The 18,412-nt window shown below is 57.6% G+C and carries 17 protein-coding genes; 16 read left to right on the top strand and 1 reads right to left on the bottom strand.

The annotated features are described in order from the left end of the window. Positions 1–40 precede the first annotated feature (40 nt). The 11 genes from ectA to rplY all read left to right on the top strand — a co-directional run bounded on the left by ectA (position 41) and on the right by rplY (position 14,365). Entirely contained in the window at positions 41–559 is a 519-nt protein-coding gene (ectA, locus tag ABD827_RS16390) for a diaminobutyrate acetyltransferase (protein WP_298718752.1), read from the top strand. A gap of 74 nt (positions 560–633) precedes the next feature. Further along, positions 634–1,905, top strand: coding sequence for a diaminobutyrate--2-oxoglutarate transaminase (gene ectB / locus ABD827_RS16385; protein WP_344965745.1), 1,272 nt, complete (start codon positions 634–636; stop codon positions 1,903–1,905). A gap of 227 nt (positions 1,906–2,132) precedes the next feature. Next, complete coding sequence (locus ABD827_RS16380; RefSeq protein ID WP_344965743.1) at positions 2,133–2,534, top strand: ectoine synthase; 402 nt, start codon at positions 2,133–2,135, stop codon at positions 2,532–2,534. 142 nt (positions 2,535–2,676) lie between these two features. Next, on the top strand, positions 2,677–4,113 hold the full coding sequence (locus ABD827_RS16375) for an aspartate kinase (RefSeq protein ID WP_344965742.1): 1,437 nt from the start codon (positions 2,677–2,679) through the stop codon (positions 4,111–4,113). A gap of 396 nt (positions 4,114–4,509) precedes the next feature. Further along, positions 4,510–4,791 (top strand): peptidylprolyl isomerase PpiC, encoded by a 282-nt coding sequence (gene ppiC, locus ABD827_RS16370; RefSeq protein WP_344965741.1) that lies wholly within the window; start codon positions 4,510–4,512, stop codon positions 4,789–4,791. 47 nt (positions 4,792–4,838) lie between these two features. Then, positions 4,839–6,461 (top strand): DUF2813 domain-containing protein, encoded by a 1,623-nt coding sequence (locus tag ABD827_RS16365; protein ID WP_298718759.1) that lies wholly within the window; start codon positions 4,839–4,841, stop codon positions 6,459–6,461. A gap of 32 nt (positions 6,462–6,493) precedes the next feature. Beyond that, a complete protein-coding gene (locus tag ABD827_RS16360) occupies positions 6,494–7,237 on the top strand; it encodes a hypothetical protein (protein WP_344965740.1) in 744 nt (247 codons plus the stop codon). 93 nt (positions 7,238–7,330) lie between these two features. Continuing rightward, positions 7,331–8,467: an MFS transporter gene (locus tag ABD827_RS16355; RefSeq protein ID WP_298718764.1), complete on the top strand. Its 1,137-nt coding sequence runs from the start codon at positions 7,331–7,333 to the stop codon at positions 8,465–8,467. Positions 8,468–8,730: 263 nt separating this feature from the next. Next, positions 8,731–9,207, top strand: a complete 477-nt coding sequence (locus ABD827_RS16350; RefSeq protein ID WP_298718766.1) for an outer membrane lipoprotein — start codon at positions 8,731–8,733, stop codon at positions 9,205–9,207. Between the two features lie 801 nt (positions 9,208–10,008). Then, the gene (gene hrpA, locus ABD827_RS16345; RefSeq protein ID WP_425568012.1) at positions 10,009–13,884 is read left to right on the top strand and encodes an ATP-dependent RNA helicase HrpA; all 3,876 of its coding nucleotides are present in this window, start codon (positions 10,009–10,011) and stop codon (positions 13,882–13,884) included. A gap of 193 nt (positions 13,885–14,077) precedes the next feature. Beyond that, the gene (gene rplY / locus ABD827_RS16340; RefSeq protein WP_298718770.1) at positions 14,078–14,365 is read left to right on the top strand and encodes a 50S ribosomal protein L25; all 288 of its coding nucleotides are present in this window, start codon (positions 14,078–14,080) and stop codon (positions 14,363–14,365) included. 55 nt (positions 14,366–14,420) lie between these two features. On the opposite strand, the gene ABD827_RS16335 is transcribed toward rplY, so the two are convergent. Beyond that, a complete protein-coding gene (locus ABD827_RS16335) occupies positions 14,421–14,900 on the bottom strand; it encodes an NYN domain-containing protein (RefSeq protein ID WP_344965738.1) in 480 nt (159 codons plus the stop codon). Positions 14,901–15,048: 148 nt separating this feature from the next. Here ABD827_RS16335 and ABD827_RS16330 point away from each other — a divergent pair, with 148 nt between their 5' ends. From ABD827_RS16330 to ABD827_RS16310, 5 genes are all read left to right on the top strand, one after another. Then, a complete protein-coding gene (locus ABD827_RS16330) occupies positions 15,049–15,555 on the top strand; it encodes a DUF3087 domain-containing protein (protein WP_344965736.1) in 507 nt (168 codons plus the stop codon). A gap of 133 nt (positions 15,556–15,688) precedes the next feature. Further along, entirely contained in the window at positions 15,689–16,030 is a 342-nt protein-coding gene (locus ABD827_RS16325; RefSeq protein ID WP_344965735.1) for a PBPRA1643 family SWIM/SEC-C metal-binding motif protein, read from the top strand. Between the two features lie 135 nt (positions 16,031–16,165). Then, entirely contained in the window at positions 16,166–16,381 is a 216-nt protein-coding gene (locus ABD827_RS16320) for a DUF3565 domain-containing protein (RefSeq protein ID WP_344965734.1), read from the top strand. A gap of 116 nt (positions 16,382–16,497) precedes the next feature. Then, a complete protein-coding gene (locus ABD827_RS16315) occupies positions 16,498–17,490 on the top strand; it encodes a hypothetical protein (protein WP_344965733.1) in 993 nt (330 codons plus the stop codon). A gap of 11 nt (positions 17,491–17,501) precedes the next feature. After that, positions 17,502–18,317, top strand: a complete 816-nt coding sequence (locus tag ABD827_RS16310; RefSeq protein ID WP_344965732.1) for a mechanosensitive ion channel family protein — start codon at positions 17,502–17,504, stop codon at positions 18,315–18,317. Positions 18,318–18,412 lie beyond the last annotated feature (95 nt).

Raw genomic sequence — 18,412 nt, 5'->3', positions numbered from 1 at the left:
TTTTACTTAGCCCACTAACTAAAACAGTTTAGGACTATAAATGATTGCTACCGACACGGATACGACCATTGATTTGCAACTGTTGTTGCGCCATCCCAAGTCTACCGATGGTCATGAGGTGAATAGCCTGATTGCCCGCTGTAAACCCCTGGATACCAATTCAACCTACTGTAATCTGCTGCAATGCCTGCATTTTGCCGACACTTGTATGTTGGCCGAAGATGAAGACGGCACACTGCTGGGGTTTATCTCTGCCTACCGTAAACCTGCCGAGCCAAACACCCTGTTTGTCTGGCAGGTAGCCATAGATAAACGCGCCCGTGGTGAAGGATTGGGTCGCACTTTGCTCGATACCCTGCTGGGATCGGAAGCCTGTGCCGGTGTTACCCACATTGAAACCACCATCACCGCCGACAATGCTCCTTCCTGGGGACTGTTTGAAAGCCTGGCCCGCAGCCAGGCCACCGGCCCGGGCGTACGCCACGTCCTGTTTGACCAGCAGCGTCACTTCAACGGTGGCAGCAGCAGCGAAATCCTCTATCGCATTGCGCTTGGCTGATCCTTCCGGCCGACCCTCAGCATTTTTTCGAATTTAATGTTTTTAGATTTAACTCAGGACTTTAAGGAGTCGAGATGAGTATTTTTGATGTAATGGAATCCAGTGTACAAACTTATGCCCGTTCTTTTCCGGTGACCTTTAACAAGGCTCAGGGCGTATGGCTGCACGATCAGACAGGCAAGCGCTATTTAGACTTTCTTGCCGGTGCCGGTACCCTTAACTACGGCCATAATCACCCGATACTGAAAGAAGCGCTGATTGAATATATTCAGGCCGATGGTATTGCCCATGGCCTGGACATGCATACCTCTGCCAAGGCGTCGTTTCTGACCGCGTTGCAGCAAATCATTCTCAAGCCGCGTGGCCTGGATCATGTGGCCCAGTTTACCGGCCCTACCGGCACCAATGCGGTAGAAGCGGCAATGAAGCTGGCCCGTAAAGTGACCGGTCGCAGCAATATTGTGGCCTTTACCAACGGTTTCCATGGCGTGAGCCTGGGGGCGCTGGCCGCCACCGGTAACCAGCATCACAGAGGCGGCGCAGGCACCTCAATGGCCGATATCAGCCGTTTGCCCTATGACGGTTACCCGGGCGCCGGTGAAGACAGCCTGCTGCTGTTTGAAACCATGCTCAACGACAATTCCAGTGGCCTCGACAAACCCGCCGCCGTGCTGTTTGAAGTGGTGCAGGGCGAGGGTGGTCTGAACGCCTCATCGGTTGCCTGGTTGCAGCGACTGGAAAAAATCTGCCGTGCCCACGACATTCTGCTGATTGCCGATGATATTCAGGCCGGTTGTGGTCGTACCGGTACCTTCTTCAGCTTCGAGCCTGCCGGTATCAAGCCGGACATCATTACCCTGTCCAAGTCGCTGAGCGGCATGGGTCTGCCTTTTGCGTTGGTGCTGCTGCGTCCCGAGCTGGACCAGTGGTCACCGGGTGAGCACAACGGTACCTTCCGCGGCAACAACCATGCCTTTATTACCGCGCGCAAGGCGCTGGAAACCTTCTGGCAGGATGATGCCTTTGCCGCAGACGTGCGTGCCAAGGGTGAACTGGTCACCAAGCGTCTGCAAGCCATGGCCGATCGCTTCCCGCAGTTGTTCGACAAGGTGAAGGGGCGTGGTCTGATGCAGGGCATTGCCTGTCGCGATGGCGACATTGCCGATGTGATTACCTCCAAGTGTTTCGAGCGTGGTCTTATCATTGAAACGGCCGGCCCCAACGACGAGGTGGTGAAGTGTCTGTGCCCGCTGATCATCACCGAAGCCGAACTGACCCAGGGTCTGGACTGGCTGGAAGACGCCATCGTGGAAACCGCCAGCGAACGGCTGAAGAAGGCGTCTTAAGCCTCCTCAGACCTCTGAGTCGTCGCAACCGATGACTCAGAGGCCAAGTAGAGGCTGCAGGGATTGCCTCAGCCGACCGTCAAATGCCAGGGACGGCATTTGCTGAGCGTCACAAGGATGTGCTTGCAGCGTGTCGGATGAGGTAACCCTGTTGCCTCTATGTTTGCAAATTGATTTTTTACTGTCCGCCACGGCGGGCAAGTACAGAATAAAAGAAAGGAAACAGCATGATAGTACGTACTCTTGCCGAATGTGAACAAAGCGAACGCCGTGTCCAGTCCGAAACCGGCACCTGGGAAAGCACCCGCATGTTGCTGAAAGACGACAACATGGGTTTTTCGTTTCACATCACCACCATCTATGCCAACACCGAAACCCATATCCATTACCAGAATCATCTGGAGTCGGTGTACTGCATGAGCGGCAACGGTGAAATAGAAGATCTGGCCGATGGCAAAATCTATCCCATTCAGCCCGGTACCCTCTATATCCTCGACAAGCACGATAATCACCTGCTGCGCGGTGGCAGCGAAGACATGAAGCTGGCCTGCGTATTCAATCCGCCGCTGACCGGCAAGGAAGTACACGACGCCGACGGTGTCTATGCGCTGGACACCGACGAAGCCTGAAGATAAAGCACACTGCGTCGGGGGAGTATCCCCCGACCACGGGCATTTTCACTGGGCAGGGCGTCACATAAAGACGGATCCCAGGCCCACTGAAAATGTGCGACCACGGTAATGAACCAATAAAAATTAAGGGAATAATATAGTGTCACACACAGTAGAAAAAATTGGCGGCACCTCGATGAGCCAGTATCAGGCGGTGCGGGATAACATAGTGCTGCACAAGCGCAAGCCCGGCGAATACTATCAGCGCATGCTGGTGGTCTCGGCCTTTGGCGGCATAACCGACGGCCTGCTGGAGTGCAAACGCACCGGCGCCCCCGGCGTGTATGCCACCTTTGCCGATGCGGAAGACGACAGCGCCTGGGAACAGACGCTGGATAACGTCAGTAACCGTATGGCCCAGATCAACAAGGAGATGTTCGGCCTGAGCCCCGAGCGGGCCTTGGCCGACTCGTTTCTTAATGACCGCATCGCCGGCATTCGTGACTGTCTGCATCATCTGCGTCAGGTTTGTGCCTTCGGTCAGTTTCAGCTGGAAGAGCAGTTGCTGACCATCCGCGAATTACTGGCCGCCATGGGCGAGGCCCACAGTGCCCATAACATGGTGTTGTATCTGCGCCAGAGCGGTGTTAATGCGGTATTGATGGATCTGACCGGCTGGCGCACCGACGATGCACTGCCGCTGGATCAGGTGCTGGAGCAGGCGCTCGAGCGATTCGACCTGTCCACCCAGTTGCCGGTGGTGACCGGTTACGCTCACTGTAAAGAAGGGCTGATGAGCCGGTTCGACCGGGGATACAGCGAAATGACCTTCAGCCGGTTGGCGGTGCTGAGCGGCGCTCGCGAGGCCATCATTCACAAGGAATACCATCTGAGCAGTGCCGATCCGCGGCTGGCGGGCGAAGACCAGGTGATTCCCATCGGTCGCACCAACTACGACGTGACCGATCAGTTGTCCAACCTGGGCATGGAAGCCATTCATCCCCAGGCGGCCAAGGGACTGCGTCAGCAGGATATTCCCTTGCGGATACGCAACACCTTCGAACCGGATCACGAAGGCACCCTGATCACCACCGACTATCGCAGTCCTTCTCCCTGTGTGGAGATGGTGGCGGGTCGCCGTAATCTGTTTGCGGTAGAGCTGTTCGATCAGGACATGGTGGGCCGGGTCTCGCACTATGCCGAGTGCTTTACCGACGAGCTGGATCGCATGAAGCTGAACCTGGTGGCCAAGGACATGAACGCCAATACCCTGACCTATTATGTGTCCGGCAACCGCAAGAAGGTACGCCGTCTGGTCAGTGCCCTGCAGCACCGATTCGACAATGCCGACGTGAATACCCACAAGGTGTCACTGGTGTCGGCGGTGGGCAGCGACATGAGCATCCCGGGTCTGCTGGCCCGTTCGGTGGGCGCCCTGAACAAGGCCAAGGTGCCGGTTCGCGCGGTACATCAGTCGCTGCGCGCGGTGGAAATGCAGTTTATCGTCGATGACGAATACTATCAGCAAGCCGTGGTGTCCCTGCATGACGAGCTGGTACAGACCCACGCCGAGACGGTGGCGCTGGCAGTAGCCTGATGTTGTGAGGCTGTCTTTTTCTAGTCAGTGAAACCAGGCAGCAGCAGGGTTGCCTCCTCCGACACGCTTCGGGCACATCCATGTGTCGCTCGGCAAATACCATCCCTGGTATTTGACGGTCGGATACGGCAATCCCTGCTGCTGCTTCCATGTGCAGGAGCTGCCCGCTAGCGGTGCCGTCAGACGACTTGCGCCGGCTAACGCGGCGACTATAATCCTGGCCTCACGCCTCACGCCTCACGCCTCACGCCTCACGCCTCACGCCTCACGCCTCACGCCTCACGCCTCACGCCTCACGCCTCACGCCTCACGCCTCACGCCTCACGCCTCACGCTTCCCTGTATCCCCACTTTTTGGCACACTGAACCCTTGTTTTCTGTTATCTGGACTCTTTCCATGGCAAAACGTGCCTGTGCCCTGCATATATTGGTAAAAACCGAAGCCGAATGTCTGGCGATAAAACAGCAGCTGGATAAAGGCGGTGATTTTGGCAAGCTCGCCAAAAAACACTCCACCTGTCCTTCCGGCAAGCGTGGCGGCGATTTGGGCGAGTTCAACAAGGGGGATATGGTCGGCCCCTTCGACAAGGCGGTGTTCAGCGGCCCCGAGCTGGTCATTCAGGGGCCGGTGAAAACCCGCTTCGGCTATCATCTGATCAAGGTGCTGTATCGCACGTGACCGATCATTCCGTCGGTTGACCAGGCAGACCTCACCAAGGACAGCGCATGTTTCTCGAGCATATTCAGATCCGCAACTTCATGGGCCTCAATCAGCTGTCGCTGACCCTTAATCAGAGCACGGCGTTGATGGGCGAGAATGCCTGGGGTAAAACCAGTCTGTTTCGCGCGCTGTGGCGACTGATGGGGCAGGGCGGCTGCTGCTACCATTTTGTGGACGAGGATTTTTACCGGCCCGAGCCGGACGAAATGATCGACGAACTGCAAATCGTGCTCAGTTACCGCGAGCACAGACCCGGCATCAGCGAGCATTCGGCCCGGCTGGCGCGACTGGAGCCGGTGTGGATCAAGCACAAGGACAGTTTTCACCGGGTACATTACCGGGCGCGGGCGAAGCGCACGGCCGAGGGCATTGTCAGCGAACACGACTTTGTGGACGGCGCCGGCCTGCCCATCGAGCTGGATGACGCCCACAAGCTGGTGCACTACCTGATTGAAATGAACCCGATATTCCGCCTGCGTGACTCGCGGGGCACGCCGCAGGATCTGCCTATCGTCAATCTGAATGGCGATTACGAGCAACTGCTGACCCGGCTGAGTGAGCAACTGGCGGAAGAAGAAGAGCTGAGCCAGCGGGACATCAAGGCCGGTCTGGATGCGGTGCGTCAGCTGTTTGAACATTATTTCACGCCCCAGGGTGCCACCAGCCGAGCGCCCCGGCGGGCGCGGGATATTGCCATTCACCCGGTCACGTTAAGCCAGTTGGGCAAGCTGAACGACTGGCAGCCGATGGGCGAAGAAAGCGGCCTGTCGCTGGCGCTGTCGGCGGTGGCCCGCACCATACTGCAGGCGCGGGGCGGGCGGCCCATCGAGGTGGGGTCCCGGCCCATGTTGCTGATTGAAGATCCGGAGAGTCGGCTGCATCCCACCATGCTGGCGGTGACCTGGGGCATTCTGGAGCGTTTTCCCGGGCAGAAGCTGGTCACCACCAACTCTGGCGACCTGTTGTCGGCTTTTCCGCTCAATCACCTGCGCCGGCTGGTGCGCATGGAGCACGAAACCAGGAGCTTTCGGATTGGCAACGAAAAATACAGCGGCGAAGACATGCGCCGCATCGCCTTTCATGTGCGTATCAACCGCCCCATGTCGCTGTTTGCCCGTTACTGGTTGCTGGTGGAAGGCGAAACCGAGATCTGGCTGCTGAACGAACTGGCCCGTATCTGCGGGTATGTCTTGCCCGCCGAGGGTATTCGCATCATCGAGTTTGCCCAGTGTGGTCACAGCCCGCTTATCAAGGTGGCGCGGGATTTCGGCATCGGCTGGCACCTGCTGACCGATGGTGACGAAGCGGGGCAGAAATACGCCCAGGGGGTGCGCAGCATGTTGCGCGGCGAGCGGGAAGAGGACCATCTGACCGTCTTGCCACGGCTCGATATCGAACATTATTTGTTCGATAACGGCCTGGAGTCGGTGTTTCGCGATCAGGCGCAAATTTATGACAAGCATACGCCGACCACCCGCATTATCGAGCGGGCCCTCAATCGGCGCAGCAAGCCGGGCATGGCGCTGGCGGTGGTTGAAGCCATCGAGCTGCAGGGCGTGCAGCTGGTGCCGCGGGAATTACGGCGCATGTTTGCCCGCATGGTCGCGAATGCCCGTCGACAGAGGTAGAATGCCCGGGTGTCTATTTTGGAGAATCACCGATGACAGATCTGTTGCCGGCGCGGTTGTTTGCGCCACTGGCATTAACCGCCATTGCGGCCCTTGGCCTGCTGCTGTGGGTATTACGTAACGGCGATCTCTGCCCCGGTCAGCGCCGACGCATCAGTGACGGCCTGCTGTCGGCCTGGGCGGTATTCGGTCTGGCGTTGATGCTGGGCGTGGAAGCTGCCGTGCCGACCCTTCTGTTGTGGCTGGGGGGCGCGGCCCTGGTGGCCGGTTTGGGGGCTGTGCTGTATCAGGCGCGGCTGCAGGGCAAGCGCAGCCTGCCGTTAAGCTGGCACACCCCGGCGCTGGGTCTGGCGGGGCTTTATGGTCTCTGGATTATGTTCATGATGGGACCGGCGGCATTGCTGGCAGCCGGTGCCGGTGGCTGTGTGTTTGCGCACCTGATCATGGTACGGGCCAAGCATCGTTTGCAGGCATTCAATACGCTATTGCCGCTGGCGGGCATCGCTTCTGCCATCGGTTGGTTACTGGCATTGCTGGTGCAGACGCTGCTGGCGGAAAGTTCGGCGCAGGCCGCTCAGCCGGACATGAGCCACTTGATTGTTCCTTTCGCCCAGATGAGCGCGGCAATATTGCTCGGTGCCATTATCTGGTTACTGCCCTTGCTGCGAAAAGAACAGACCCGGCCGCCGGTGATCGCGGTTGCGGCCTTGTTAATTCTGGGTGCCCTGACCACGGGACAGGGCATTATCTGGCAGTTGAGCGTTAACATCGGTTAAACAGTAAAAAAATTGCAGTAAAACCCAAATTTTTCTCGTTGTACTTGCCTATTCGCCCTACCTAGAATGCGCGCCTCAAAAACCGGAGGCGCCATGTACTTAATACCCCTTTATCTGCATTTGACACTGCTTACCCTGGGTAATGCTTTTTTGCTGACCCTGGTGGCGGTGTACCTGAATAATCAGGGGGCAGCGGCGGCACAAATCGGTCTGGTGGGCTCGGCGTTTTATCTGGGCATGTTGGGTGCGAGCTTCTTCGCCGATAAGCTGATCCAGCAGCTGGGTCATGTACGCTCGCTGGTGTTGTGCTGTCTGGTGCTGGCCCTGGCCGCCATGGCACTGACCTGGACCAGTCTGTTACCGGTGTGGTTGATATTGCGCATGCTGGCGGGTATTGCCGCGGCGGTGGGCTTCGTGGCAGTAGAAAGCTGGGTACTGGGCGTGGCGCCCCTGCACCGTCGTTCCAGCGCCATGGCGCGTTATATGCTTATCTATTATTTCAGCTACGGTATCAGTCAGCTGTTTATCGACTGGGTTCCCACCACCGGCATGGCCGGCTTCTGGCTGGCTTCCGGCCTTTGTATGCTGTCGGTAGTGCCTTTGTGGTGGGCCAGCCGCCCGAACTTGAATGCCGAGGGATGTGTTAATGCCAACAGCGGCAAGCCCCCTCGTGCAGATCGGGCGCTGGGTCTGGCCGGTTGTCTGGTGGCGGGCATGCTGCTCGGCGCCCTCTATGCGCTGATGCCGATTCAGCTGGAGCAGATGGCGCTGGGGGATGAAATCGGCCTGTACATGGCCTGGCTGATCTTGTGTGGTATGGCGTTTCAGCTGCCCAACGGCAGTCTGGCCGACAAATTCGGCAAGCGCACCCTGATGGGGGTGCAAACCCTGATGATTGGCGCGGGCTGTCTGTTGTTATGGGAATTCGATGGCAAGGGCGCCATGCTCATGGCGTTTGCGCTGCTGGGCGCGGGTGGCTTTACCCTGTATCCCACCACCATGTCTTATGCCTGTGGCAAGATGCATGGCCGGGCGTTGGTGAGAATGACCCAGAAGCTGATGTTTACCTACAGTATCGGCTCGCTGACTGGCCCCATGATAGCGGGCATGATGCTGGAAAAATATCACTCCGGCCTGTTCCTGTTTGTCATTCTGCTGGTGGCCGGCTGGGCGCTGTGGCTGCTGCTGATGCGTCTGCTGACCGACAAGCCGGTGGGCACCACCATTTAAGTTTGTGCGTTCATCTTCTTTCTACGGCAACGGCCGGCCCCAGGGCCGGCCGTTGTGTTTTCTGCTTTTTGATCTGGGTAGACCGGCGGGAACATGACTGTTCGAGCTTATTTCTGCGCCAAATTAAGGATAGACTGATATTGTCCAATCAAAGACAGTCGGCTCCGGGTGGGTAATACCGTAATAAAGGTGATGACAGCCGGGTCTGTATTCTCGGCGACAATAACAACGAGAATGACTGTATCGCTTTCCATAGGGGGTTCATGATGAAAATGAAAACATTGTCAGCGGTTGCCGTGGTGGCCGCGCTCGGCCTGGCGGGCTGTGCCAACCCGGATGTGTATTCCGGTGATGTCTACAGCAGCAGCGCGGCCAAGCAGGCGCAAACGGTCACCTACGGCACCGTGGTGTCGGTGCGTCCGGTGACCATTCAGGCCGGGGATCAGAACCCGAATCTGATCGGTACCCTCGGCGGTGGTGTGGTGGGTGGCATTCTGGGTAACCAGGTTGGGGGCGGCTCGGGCCAGGCCTTGGCCACGGCAGTGGGGGCCATTGCCGGCACCATGGTGGGCTCACGGGCCGAAGACAAGATCAATCAGGTCAAGGCAGTGGAGCTGGAAGTGCGTACCGACCGGGGTGACAGCCTGATTGTGGTGCAGAAGGCCGATCGCAGCTGGCAGGCAGGCCAGCGGGTACGACTGGTGGGGTCGGGCAGCACCATGAGTGTGGCCCCCTATTAAACCGGACCGTTAACTCATATCGAGAAACAAACGGCAGATAACACAAAGGCGCCCCTTGAGGCGCCTTTGTGTTATCTGAAAAACTTTTTATTTTTTAGTATTTTACAGTCCTGTCTTCCCGGGCTCATTACATCTGTGCCAAGGAAGGTGCAGAAACGGCGACTAAAGCGGCGCCAACTGTAAAAATGACGGTGATAATCAACTCTTTCATTTTTAACCTTCCTCAACGATGGGCTGTGCAGACAATATACGGAGATATTGCCGTCATTTCAATCGGCATCTTGTTATTTATTTGAATTATGTGCTCTTATCCGTCGCTAGCTTCCATTTTTGTATGTTGCTCTTATCTATAACGGGTATTTATCTCGTGAAATTACATGAAACTTTGAAGATTATAAATTTATAAATAAATTAAAATCAATGAGTTGTGGTTTTTATTGGTTTTCGGTAGATACTTGGAGGAGGAAGCGCATCTTACTCCCGGTTGTCGGCTTATCCAGACGGTGAGGCAGGCTTTTATTCGCGGCTGGTCTCGGCATTCGGTTTACAAGGCTAAAAAATCATCACCAACATTTGTGCAAGGGCATGCAAAAGGTGATGCCTGCACCCTGAGGCCATCGATCAGCCAAATTGACGATGAGGATACCTGGCATGGTAGTAACCTGCTTCTCTGTGTATATCGAGGTTGGCACCCGGTGACGTCTGTACGTGTATAGACAGGCCATGCCCATCCTGGCTCCCTTCGCGGCGCATTTCTGCTAGACTGCGCGCCAGTTTTTCATCGAGTAAATGGGGTTGGGTTTGACGCAGTCCGTTGAACAGTGGCAGGCAAAGCTGAAAGAGTGCCGGGGTGCCGTGCGCGGCCGTTTTCGTCGTCGGTTGCAGGGGCTGGCCAAGCTGTCCCAGGCTAAACAGGAAAAAGTGCTGGCAAACATCGCCGCCGAGATGACCGCCTCGAGCGCCGAGCGCCGCCGTCGGCAGGCACTGCTGGCCCATCCCATTCATTATCCGCCACAGCTGCCGGTCAGTGAAAAGCGTGACACCATCAAGGCCGCCATTCGCGACCATCAGGTGGTGATCATCGCCGGCGAAACCGGCTCCGGCAAAACCACCCAGATCCCCAAAATGTGTCTGGAGCTGGGACTGGGGATCGATGGCACCATAGGCCACACTCAGCCACGGCGGCTGGCGGCGCGTAGCGTGGCCACCCGCCTGGCGCAAGAGCTGGAATGCGATCTGGGCCAGCGGGTCGGCTACAAGGTGCGTTTTAACGATCAGATAAGCGAAGGCACCCAGGTCAAGCTGATGACCGACGGCATACTGCTGGCCGAAATTCAGCAAGATCGCATGTTGCGCCAGTACGACACCATCATCATCGATGAAGCCCACGAGCGCAGTCTTAACATCGACTTCATCATGGGTTATCTGAAACAGCTGTTGCCGAAAAGACCGGATCTCAAGGTGATCATCACCTCGGCCACCATAGATCCGGAGCGGTTTTCCCGCCATTTCGACCAGGCGCCCATCATCTCGGTGTCGGGCCGAACCTATCCGGTGGAGTTACGCTATCGACCGCTGGTGGACGACAACCGGGAGCGGGATCAACTGCAGGGGATTTTCGATGCGGTGACCGAGCTCACCCAGGAAGGTCCGGGTGATATTCTGATCTTCATGAACGGCGAGCGGGAAATTCGCGATACCGCCGATGCGTTGAACAAGCTGGAGCTGCGCCACACCGAAGTGGTGCCGCTGTATTCCCGGCTGTCCAACGCCGAGCAGAACAAGATATTCGAGTCCCACAGCGGCCGTCGCATCGTGCTGGCCACCAACGTGGCCGAAACCTCGCTCACCGTGCCCGGCATTCGTTATGTGATCGATCCCGGCACCGCGCGCATCAGCCGTTACTCCTATCGCACCAAGGTGCAACGACTGCCGATCGAGCCTATCTCCCAGGCCAGCGCCAACCAGCGTATGGGCCGCTGCGGCCGGGTAGAGGCGGGCATCTGTATTCGTCTGTACGGTGAAGACGACTTCATGAACCGGCCCGAATTTACCGATCCCGAAATTCTGCGTACCAACCTGGCCTCGGTCATCCTGCAGATGCTGTCGCTGGGCCTGGGCGATATTTCGGCCTTTCCGTTTGTGGAAGCGCCGGATCGCAAGAACATCAGCGACGGTATTCGGCTGCTGGAAGAGCTGGGCGCGGTATTGGGTGATCAGGGGGACTTGAAACTGACGCCACTGGGGCGTGATCTGTCCCGGCTGCCGGTGGACCCCCGACTGGCCCGCATGGTGCTGGCCGCACGCGAGCACGGCTGCGTGACCGAGGTGATGGTGATCACCGCCGCGCTCAGTATTCAGGATCCGCGTGAGCGACCGCAAGACAAGCAGCAGGCTGCCGCCGAGATGCACCGCCGTTTTGCCGATAAAGACTCGGACTTCATGGCCTACATCAACCTGTGGAACTACCTGAAAGAGCAGCAAAAAAGCTTAAGCGGCAATCAGTTTCGCAAGCAGTGCATCAAGGAGTTTCTCAACTACCTGCGGGTACGCGAATGGCAGGATATCTATAGCCAGCTCAGGCTGGTGGTACGCGAGCTGGGCTTTGCGCTCAACAGCGAGCCGGCCGACTACAACAGCCTGCACCAGGCCCTGCTGACCGGCATGCTCAGTCAGGTCGGCATGCGCGATGGCGACAAAAAAGAAATCATCGGCGCCCGTAATGCCCGCTTCGTGCTGGTGCCCGGCTCCAGTCTTGCCAAAAAGCCGCCTCGGTGGCTGATGGTGGCCGAACTGACCGAAACCCATCGTCTTTACGGTCGTACCGCCGCCCGGCTGGAGCCGGACTGGCTGGAGCGGGCGGGCGCTCACCTGCTCAAGTCCAGTTACAGCGAACCCTACTGGTCGAAAAAGCAGGGCGCGGTCATGGGTTATCTGAGCCAGAGCCTGTTCGGCCTGCCGGTGGTGATACGCCGTCGGGTCAACTACAGCCAGGTCGACCCCAAACTATGCCGCGAGCTGTTTATCCGCCAGGCGCTGGTGGAAGGCGAGCTCAACACTCGTCACGAGTTCTTTCACCACAACCGGGCCCTGCTGGAGCAGGCCGAAGCGCTGGAGCACAAGTCGCGCCGTCGGGATCTGGTGATTGACGACGAGACCCTGTTCCGCTTTTACGACGAGCGGCTGCCCGCCGACATGGTGTCGATTCGCCATTTCGATGACTGGTGGAAGCAGGCGCGTAAAGACACCCCCGAATTGCTGCATTTTACCGAGGAGATGCTGCTCAACGAGCGGGCCGATAGGGTCACGACCCGGGATTATCCCGATGCCTGGCAGCACGACGGCCTGAATCTGGCGCTGGATTACCAATTCGAGCCGGGGCGGGAGGAAGACGGCGTGACGGTGCGCATTCCGCTGCCGTTGCTCAATCAGGTGCATCCGGCGCCGTTTCGCTGGCAGGTGCCCGGTCTGCGCCGGGAGCTGTTGATAGGCTTGATCAAGTCGCTGCCCAAGCCGATGCGCAAACACTTTGTGCCGGCACCCAACTTTGCCGAAGCGCTGCTGGCGGCCATGGCCCCATTGGAAGGCGAACTGCTCGACCAGATGGAAAAGCACCTGCGTCGCATGACCGGGGTGACGGTGCCGCGAGAAGACTGGGACTGGCAGGCACTGCCGGTGCATTTGATCATGCGTTTTTGCGTGCTGGACGCCGACGGCAAGGTATTGGCGGCGGGCCGGGATCTGGAAGCCATCAAGTTGTCGCTGCAGGGGCAGGTGCAGACCGCGCTGACCCAGGCGGTGGATGACGATCGCTTCGAGCAGGAAGGGCTGCTGGCCTTTCCCGAGCGCACCATTCCCAAAACCTATGCCGCCAAACGGGCCGGTTTCGAGGTGAAGGCCTATCCGGCCATTGCCGATCAGGGCGACAGCGTGGCGCTGACCCTGTGCGAAGACGAAATCAGCCAGGCCCAGACCATGTGGAACGGCCAGAGCCGGCTGTTGCTGCTGCAATTGCCGTCGCCGATCAAGTACCTGCACGCAAAACTGCCCAACAAGGCCAAGCTGGGACTGTATTTCAATCCCTACGGCAAGGTGCTGGATTTGGTGGACGACTGCATTCGTGCCGGTGTGTACCAACTGATGCGCAAGCACGGCGCGCCGGCCTGGACGCCCGAGGCCTTTGCCGTGCTGAAGGACAAGGTGGCCGGCGAGCTGAATCAGGTCGTGGCCGATATTGCACTGCAGGTGGAAGAGGTGCTGAGCCTGGCCCACGCCGTCAAGAAACGGCTCAAGGGCAAGATAGATCTGGCGATGGCCATGGCCATGTCGGACATTCAGGCCCAGCTGGACGGGCTGATTTTCCGCGGTTTTGTCACCGAAACCGGGGCCGAGCGGCTGAAGGATCTCGGTCGTTATCTGGAGGCCCTGTCGCGCCGGCTGGACAAACTGGCGATCGATCCACACCGGGATCGGGCGCACTTGCTGAAAATTCAGCAGGTGCAGCAGGCTTACCGCGCCTTGCTGAACAAGCAGCCAAAGGGCAAGCCGCTGGCGCCCGAGGTGGCGGACATCCGCTGGATGCTGGAAGAGCTAAGGGTGTCTTATTTCGCCCAGACCCTGGGTACGCCATACCCCATCTCCGACAAGCGCATCCTGCAGCAGATAAATAGTCTGTAAGGAGTGAGGCGTGAGGTGAAGTGTGAGGAGTAAAACACGGGTGTTGTTCCCGTTTCCTCCTCACCCCTCACCCTTAACACCTCGCGGTTTTGCTTTACCTTGTCGCCGGGGCCGGTACATGTTACTATCCGCGCGCTTTTTACAGGCGAATGCCGGTCGCAGCGTTCGCCACTAACCTTTAAGAGAGAAAATTATGTCATTCGTATTTGAAGCTGAAGTTCGTTCAGACCTGGGGAAAGGTGCGAGCCGCCGCCTGCGTCATGAAGACAAAGTACCTGCCATCGTTTACGGTGCAGGCCAGGAGCCGGTAGCCATCGCTCTGGATCACAAAAAAGCCAACCTCGCCCAGGCCGAAGACGCTTTCTACAGCGAAGTGCTGACTCTGGTTATCGACGGTCAGGAAGTAAAAGTGAAGGTTCAGGACATTCAACGTCACCCCTTCAAGCCCAAGCTGACCCACCTGGATTTCGTTCGCGCTTAATTGCGAATGTCATTCTGAAAAAACCGCCGCAAGGCGGTTTTTTTGTGCCTGCAGTTTACAGCAGCAGCTTGTTATCGATGGCAATAAAGTCGCTGGCGGCATCCATCAGTGCCTTGGCTGTGAGGCCGGGGGCACCATAGACTTCGACCCGTTTGCCGTAATGCTGGCGCAGCTTGTCGGCCAGAATGGCAAAATCCCCGTCACCGGACACCAGTACCAGGGTATCGGCGATGGCGGTCGACTCCAGCATGTCGATGGTAATGCCCACATCCCAGTCGCCCTTGGCCGAGCCGTCAGCCCGCTGAATAAAGGATTTGAGTTTCACCTCGAAGCCGATGGCCCGCAAAATATTCTGAAACTGACGCTGCTTCTCGTCACCCCGGTCGATGGCATAGGCATAGGCGGCCACCACCTCCCGCCCTTCGGTTACTTGTGCCCAGAAGGCGTTATAGTCGAAATTGCCGCTCAGCGCCTGCCGGCAGGTGTAGTACACATTCTGTACATCTACAAAAATCGCAACGTTTTCAGGCATCATGGGTTCGGGGTTGTTCCGCTCTGCTTCCATCAGGCGTCTAGGGTAACAGGATCCGGCTTGCGATTGCCCGGCTTTGCTTCCCGGTGGTAGTGACTGCTGTGCTTTCTGGTTATAATGCGGCCACTTTTTACTTTTCTTTCAGGTTGTTATGAAGTTAATCGACATCGATAAAACTCGCTATCGTCGCCATTTAAATCGCGTACTCATTGGCTGTGGCCTGGCGTTGGCGGTGGGGAGTCTGCTGATTTCGCAAACCCTGATCGCCTTGTTTCCCGACCCCAGCGGTAGCCATTTTCACTGGAATGCACTGGGGGTAGTGGTGACGGCGGCGGCCATCGGCCTGGGCCTGAGTAAATATCGTCATCATGATTATTTGACCGAAGTGCTGTATGTGTGGGAGCTGAAGCAGTCGTTGAACAAGATCACCCGTAAGATGCGCAAGCTGGAAGCCGCAGCGCAACAAGGTGACGCCGATGCGCTGCTGGCGCTGCAATACAGTTATGCCGGTTCGAGACAGCTTTGGAAACTGGACGATAACGTCATCATCATGGATGAACTGAACACCAAACAGGCGCAGCTCGACACACTGGCAGCAAAGTTCAACGTCACGCTGAATGTTGATGATTATGAGGACAGTATTCTGAAGCGGTTTTAACGGTGCTCGCGTACAATGCCTCTTCTTTTATGAGCCATGACATGGGGATTGCACGGCAGTCCCTTTGGTTTCAGCAGCGATCATCGCATAAACGGGGTTCGCCTCTGTCCTTTCAAGCAGTAGGGATGACAAGATGTCAGACAAGTTTTTCTTCAAGGGCCGCCAGGATGCGCGCCAAAGCCACATCAGCTATGGCTATAACACCAAGGCCAGCCACAAGCTCGGCAGCAAGAAGCATCCGCTGACGCTGGTGGTGACCAGCGAGGCTCGCAAGCTGGAAGTCGAAGCTCAAGCCGCCGAGGCCCGGTTGTTCGCCGAGGTAACGGTCGACAGCAATGAGGGCGCGGTGGAGTCCATCACCGAGCTGACTACGTTGCTTAACAAAGGCAATACCGTTACGCAGGAAAAGACGCCCGAGCGCAACGAGCCCTGCAGCTGCGGCAGCGGTAAAAAATACAAGAAGTGCTGCGGTTAAGGCACTTAAATGACAGCGCCGTGGGCGCGGTGAGATGTAAATAAGAAGAGAGACGGACGGCGTGTTCGTCTCTCTTTTTATTTTCTATTCTGGAGCCTGCAGATGAAGCGTCCCGTCTCTGCGACAAAGAGAGTCATGGACATGAAACAAGCCATTGTCGGTTATCACCGGGATGAAGAGCATGACTGGGTGGCAGAATTGCAATGCGGTCATTTTCAGCATGTGCGTCATCAACCGCCTTTTATCAATCGACCCTGGGTCACGACCGTCTCCGGCAGAGAAAGCATGCTGGGCCATTTGTTATCGTGCAAAAAATGCGACCGGGGAGAACCGAAAGACGTGTCGATATGATCACAGTTCGCTATGTAGTCGTTTGGTTCGCGTACCGGAGCTGTGCACAGTACCGGCTACACTGACGGTACAGATGACTGCTGTTGTCATCGTGCGGGCATGAGAAGGAGAGTTCGGTGACCGATCATAACCACTGGCAGCTGATTCGGGCGGCAGACTTTTGTTGCCCGGCACCACCTACGGTAACGCGCTTGCAGCATGGCTGGCGGTGGACGCTCCGTATTCTCGGGCTGCACGGCAAGGACAGGGTCGAAGTGGGGGATAATACCGCGCTGCCGGGCTATCGGGAGTTTGAGCGTGAGGGCGCGGTCAATGTCCTTCGAGAGTCGGTTGCCGACTGGCTGGAGGAGACCGATAACGGCGTCAGTTTTTTGCTGGATCCGCCGTTCAGCGGCACCGCCGCCATTGCCCGTGATTGTGCCTGGAAGCAGGGCTGGATGATACTGACACCACCGGATATCGACTTGATACGAGAAGTACAGGTCGATAAATGGTGGCAGCAGCAACAGCTGTACAGCGGCCCCTGGCTGATTGATAACCTGGCCCGTTATCTGCTGCGCAGCAGCGAGGGGTTGCGTTTTATTCGGGCACTGCTGCCCAGGCTGTTGCAGGGAGAGTTTGGCAAGGGGCTGGTGGTGTGCGATAGCTGGGCATTTGCTTTTCTGCAGCGGGCCTGGCCGCTTGAACTGCCCCGGGTCTATTGCTTTGCTCCGGCCGGGCAGGCGCTACTACGTCAGCTTGGCCTCAAGGGGTCGGATAGGCAACTTGGCCGCCTTGCTGCCCGGGCCCGGGGCAATGTGGGGGTGGCGCTGGCGTTATGGGCCTGTCATCTGGATCAGAGCCGGCAGTTGCCTGAGCTGCCGGTAGACGAGGAAGAAAGCGTCGCCTTCGTACTGTTTGCGTTGTTATTGCATCGGGGCCTGAATGGAGAAGCGCTGCAGCAGGTGTTGCCGATCATGGCACCGGATCAGCTGAATATACAGCTGTTCCGGCTGGCGAAGCTCGGTATTGTCGAACGTAATAAAGAATACTGGCGGCTCAGCGTGCATGGCTACCTGGCGGTACGCGATTTTCTGGGCAGTCGGGATTATCTGCTGGACGGTTTTTAACGGGGGCGGTGATGGAGACAGAGCAGGTTGTCGGCTTATTCAGGAATATCACCACCCAGACCCTGATTGAAGCCCTGGTGGTGATCGTCATCGCCATACTGCTGGTATGGTTGAGCCAGAAGCTGTTGCCCTGGCTGGCGAATCGATTGCACAGCAGCCGGCGGTTGCTGGTACTGGCGTTTATCCCCACCACTCGCATGCTGGTGATTGTGGCAGCGGTGATATGGATAGTGCCCTTGTTCATCGAGCCGACAGTACAGAATACGGTGGTGATATTAAGCGTGACCGGCCTGGCTGTCGGTTTTGCGCTCAAGGATTACGTCAGCAGCCTTATCGCCGGCATAGTGGCCGCTTATGAGCTGCCTTATCGCCCCGGCGACTGGATAGAAGTGGACGGCTGCTACGGCGAAGTCAGGCACGTGGGCATGCGGGCGGTGGAAATCGTCACCCCGGATGATACAGTGGTGTTTATTCCTCACCAGAAGCTGTGGACCGGGCTGATTCATAACGCCAACAACGGTGGCGCCAGCCTGATGTGCGTGGTGAACTTTTATCTGGGGCCGGATCACGATGCCCATGAAGTGCGTCGGGTGCTGCAGGACGTGGCCCTGACCAGCCCCTATCTCAAGTTGCAGCAGCCCGTGCTGGTCGTGCTGGAAGAGCAGCCCTGGGGTACTCATTATCGCATCAAGGCCTATCCGATGGATCCGCGCCAACAGTTTCAGTTCATGTCCGATTTAACCGCCCGCGGCAAGACAAGCCTGCGCAGCATGCCGGTGCGCTTTGCCCGCATTCCTCCGGAGCAGGCGATGGAGCCGGGCGCCTGATCCGGTTGGTACCCGACAGCCCGGGGCAAACCAAGAACCAAGAGGACACCCATCGGATTGGTTGTTTTTTGAATGACGACTAAGCTTGTGGTTAA

Origin of the sequence: Oceanisphaera sediminis (assembly GCF_039539745.1) — a bacterium.
Lineage (GTDB): Bacteria > Pseudomonadota > Gammaproteobacteria > Enterobacterales > Aeromonadaceae > Oceanimonas > Oceanimonas sediminis.
Note: the sequence above shows the minus strand (reverse complement) of the source record. Positions and strands in the feature narration are given on the sequence as shown.

Bases quoted from the DNA above. Each gene is read 5' to 3' on its own strand.
- ABD827_RS16380 (WP_344965743.1), top strand. From the start codon at position 2,133: ATGATAGTACGTACTCTTGCCGAATGTGAACAAAGCGAACGCCGTGTC.
- ABD827_RS16330 (WP_344965736.1), top strand. From the start codon at position 15,049: ATGAAGTTAATCGACATCGATAAAACTCGCTATCGTCGCCATTTAAAT.
- ABD827_RS16365 (WP_298718759.1), top strand. From the start codon at position 4,839: ATGTTTCTCGAGCATATTCAGATCCGCAACTTCATGGGCCTCAATCAG.
- ABD827_RS16310 (WP_344965732.1), top strand. From the start codon at position 17,502: ATGGAGACAGAGCAGGTTGTCGGCTTATTCAGGAATATCACCACCCAG.
- ABD827_RS16320 (WP_344965734.1), top strand. From the start codon at position 16,166: ATGGACATGAAACAAGCCATTGTCGGTTATCACCGGGATGAAGAGCAT.
- ABD827_RS16360 (WP_344965740.1), top strand. From the start codon at position 6,494: ATGACAGATCTGTTGCCGGCGCGGTTGTTTGCGCCACTGGCATTAACC.
- ABD827_RS16350 (WP_298718766.1), top strand. From the start codon at position 8,731: ATGATGAAAATGAAAACATTGTCAGCGGTTGCCGTGGTGGCCGCGCTC.
- ectA (WP_298718752.1), top strand. From the start codon at position 41: ATGATTGCTACCGACACGGATACGACCATTGATTTGCAACTGTTGTTG.
- ectB (WP_344965745.1), top strand. From the start codon at position 634: ATGAGTATTTTTGATGTAATGGAATCCAGTGTACAAACTTATGCCCGT.
- rplY (WP_298718770.1), top strand. From the start codon at position 14,078: ATGTCATTCGTATTTGAAGCTGAAGTTCGTTCAGACCTGGGGAAAGGT.
- ABD827_RS16335 (WP_344965738.1), bottom strand. From the start codon at position 14,900: ATGATGCCTGAAAACGTTGCGATTTTTGTAGATGTACAGAATGTGTAC.
- ABD827_RS16325 (WP_344965735.1), top strand. From the start codon at position 15,689: ATGTCAGACAAGTTTTTCTTCAAGGGCCGCCAGGATGCGCGCCAAAGC.
- ppiC (WP_344965741.1), top strand. From the start codon at position 4,510: ATGGCAAAACGTGCCTGTGCCCTGCATATATTGGTAAAAACCGAAGCC.
- ABD827_RS16355 (WP_298718764.1), top strand. From the start codon at position 7,331: ATGTACTTAATACCCCTTTATCTGCATTTGACACTGCTTACCCTGGGT.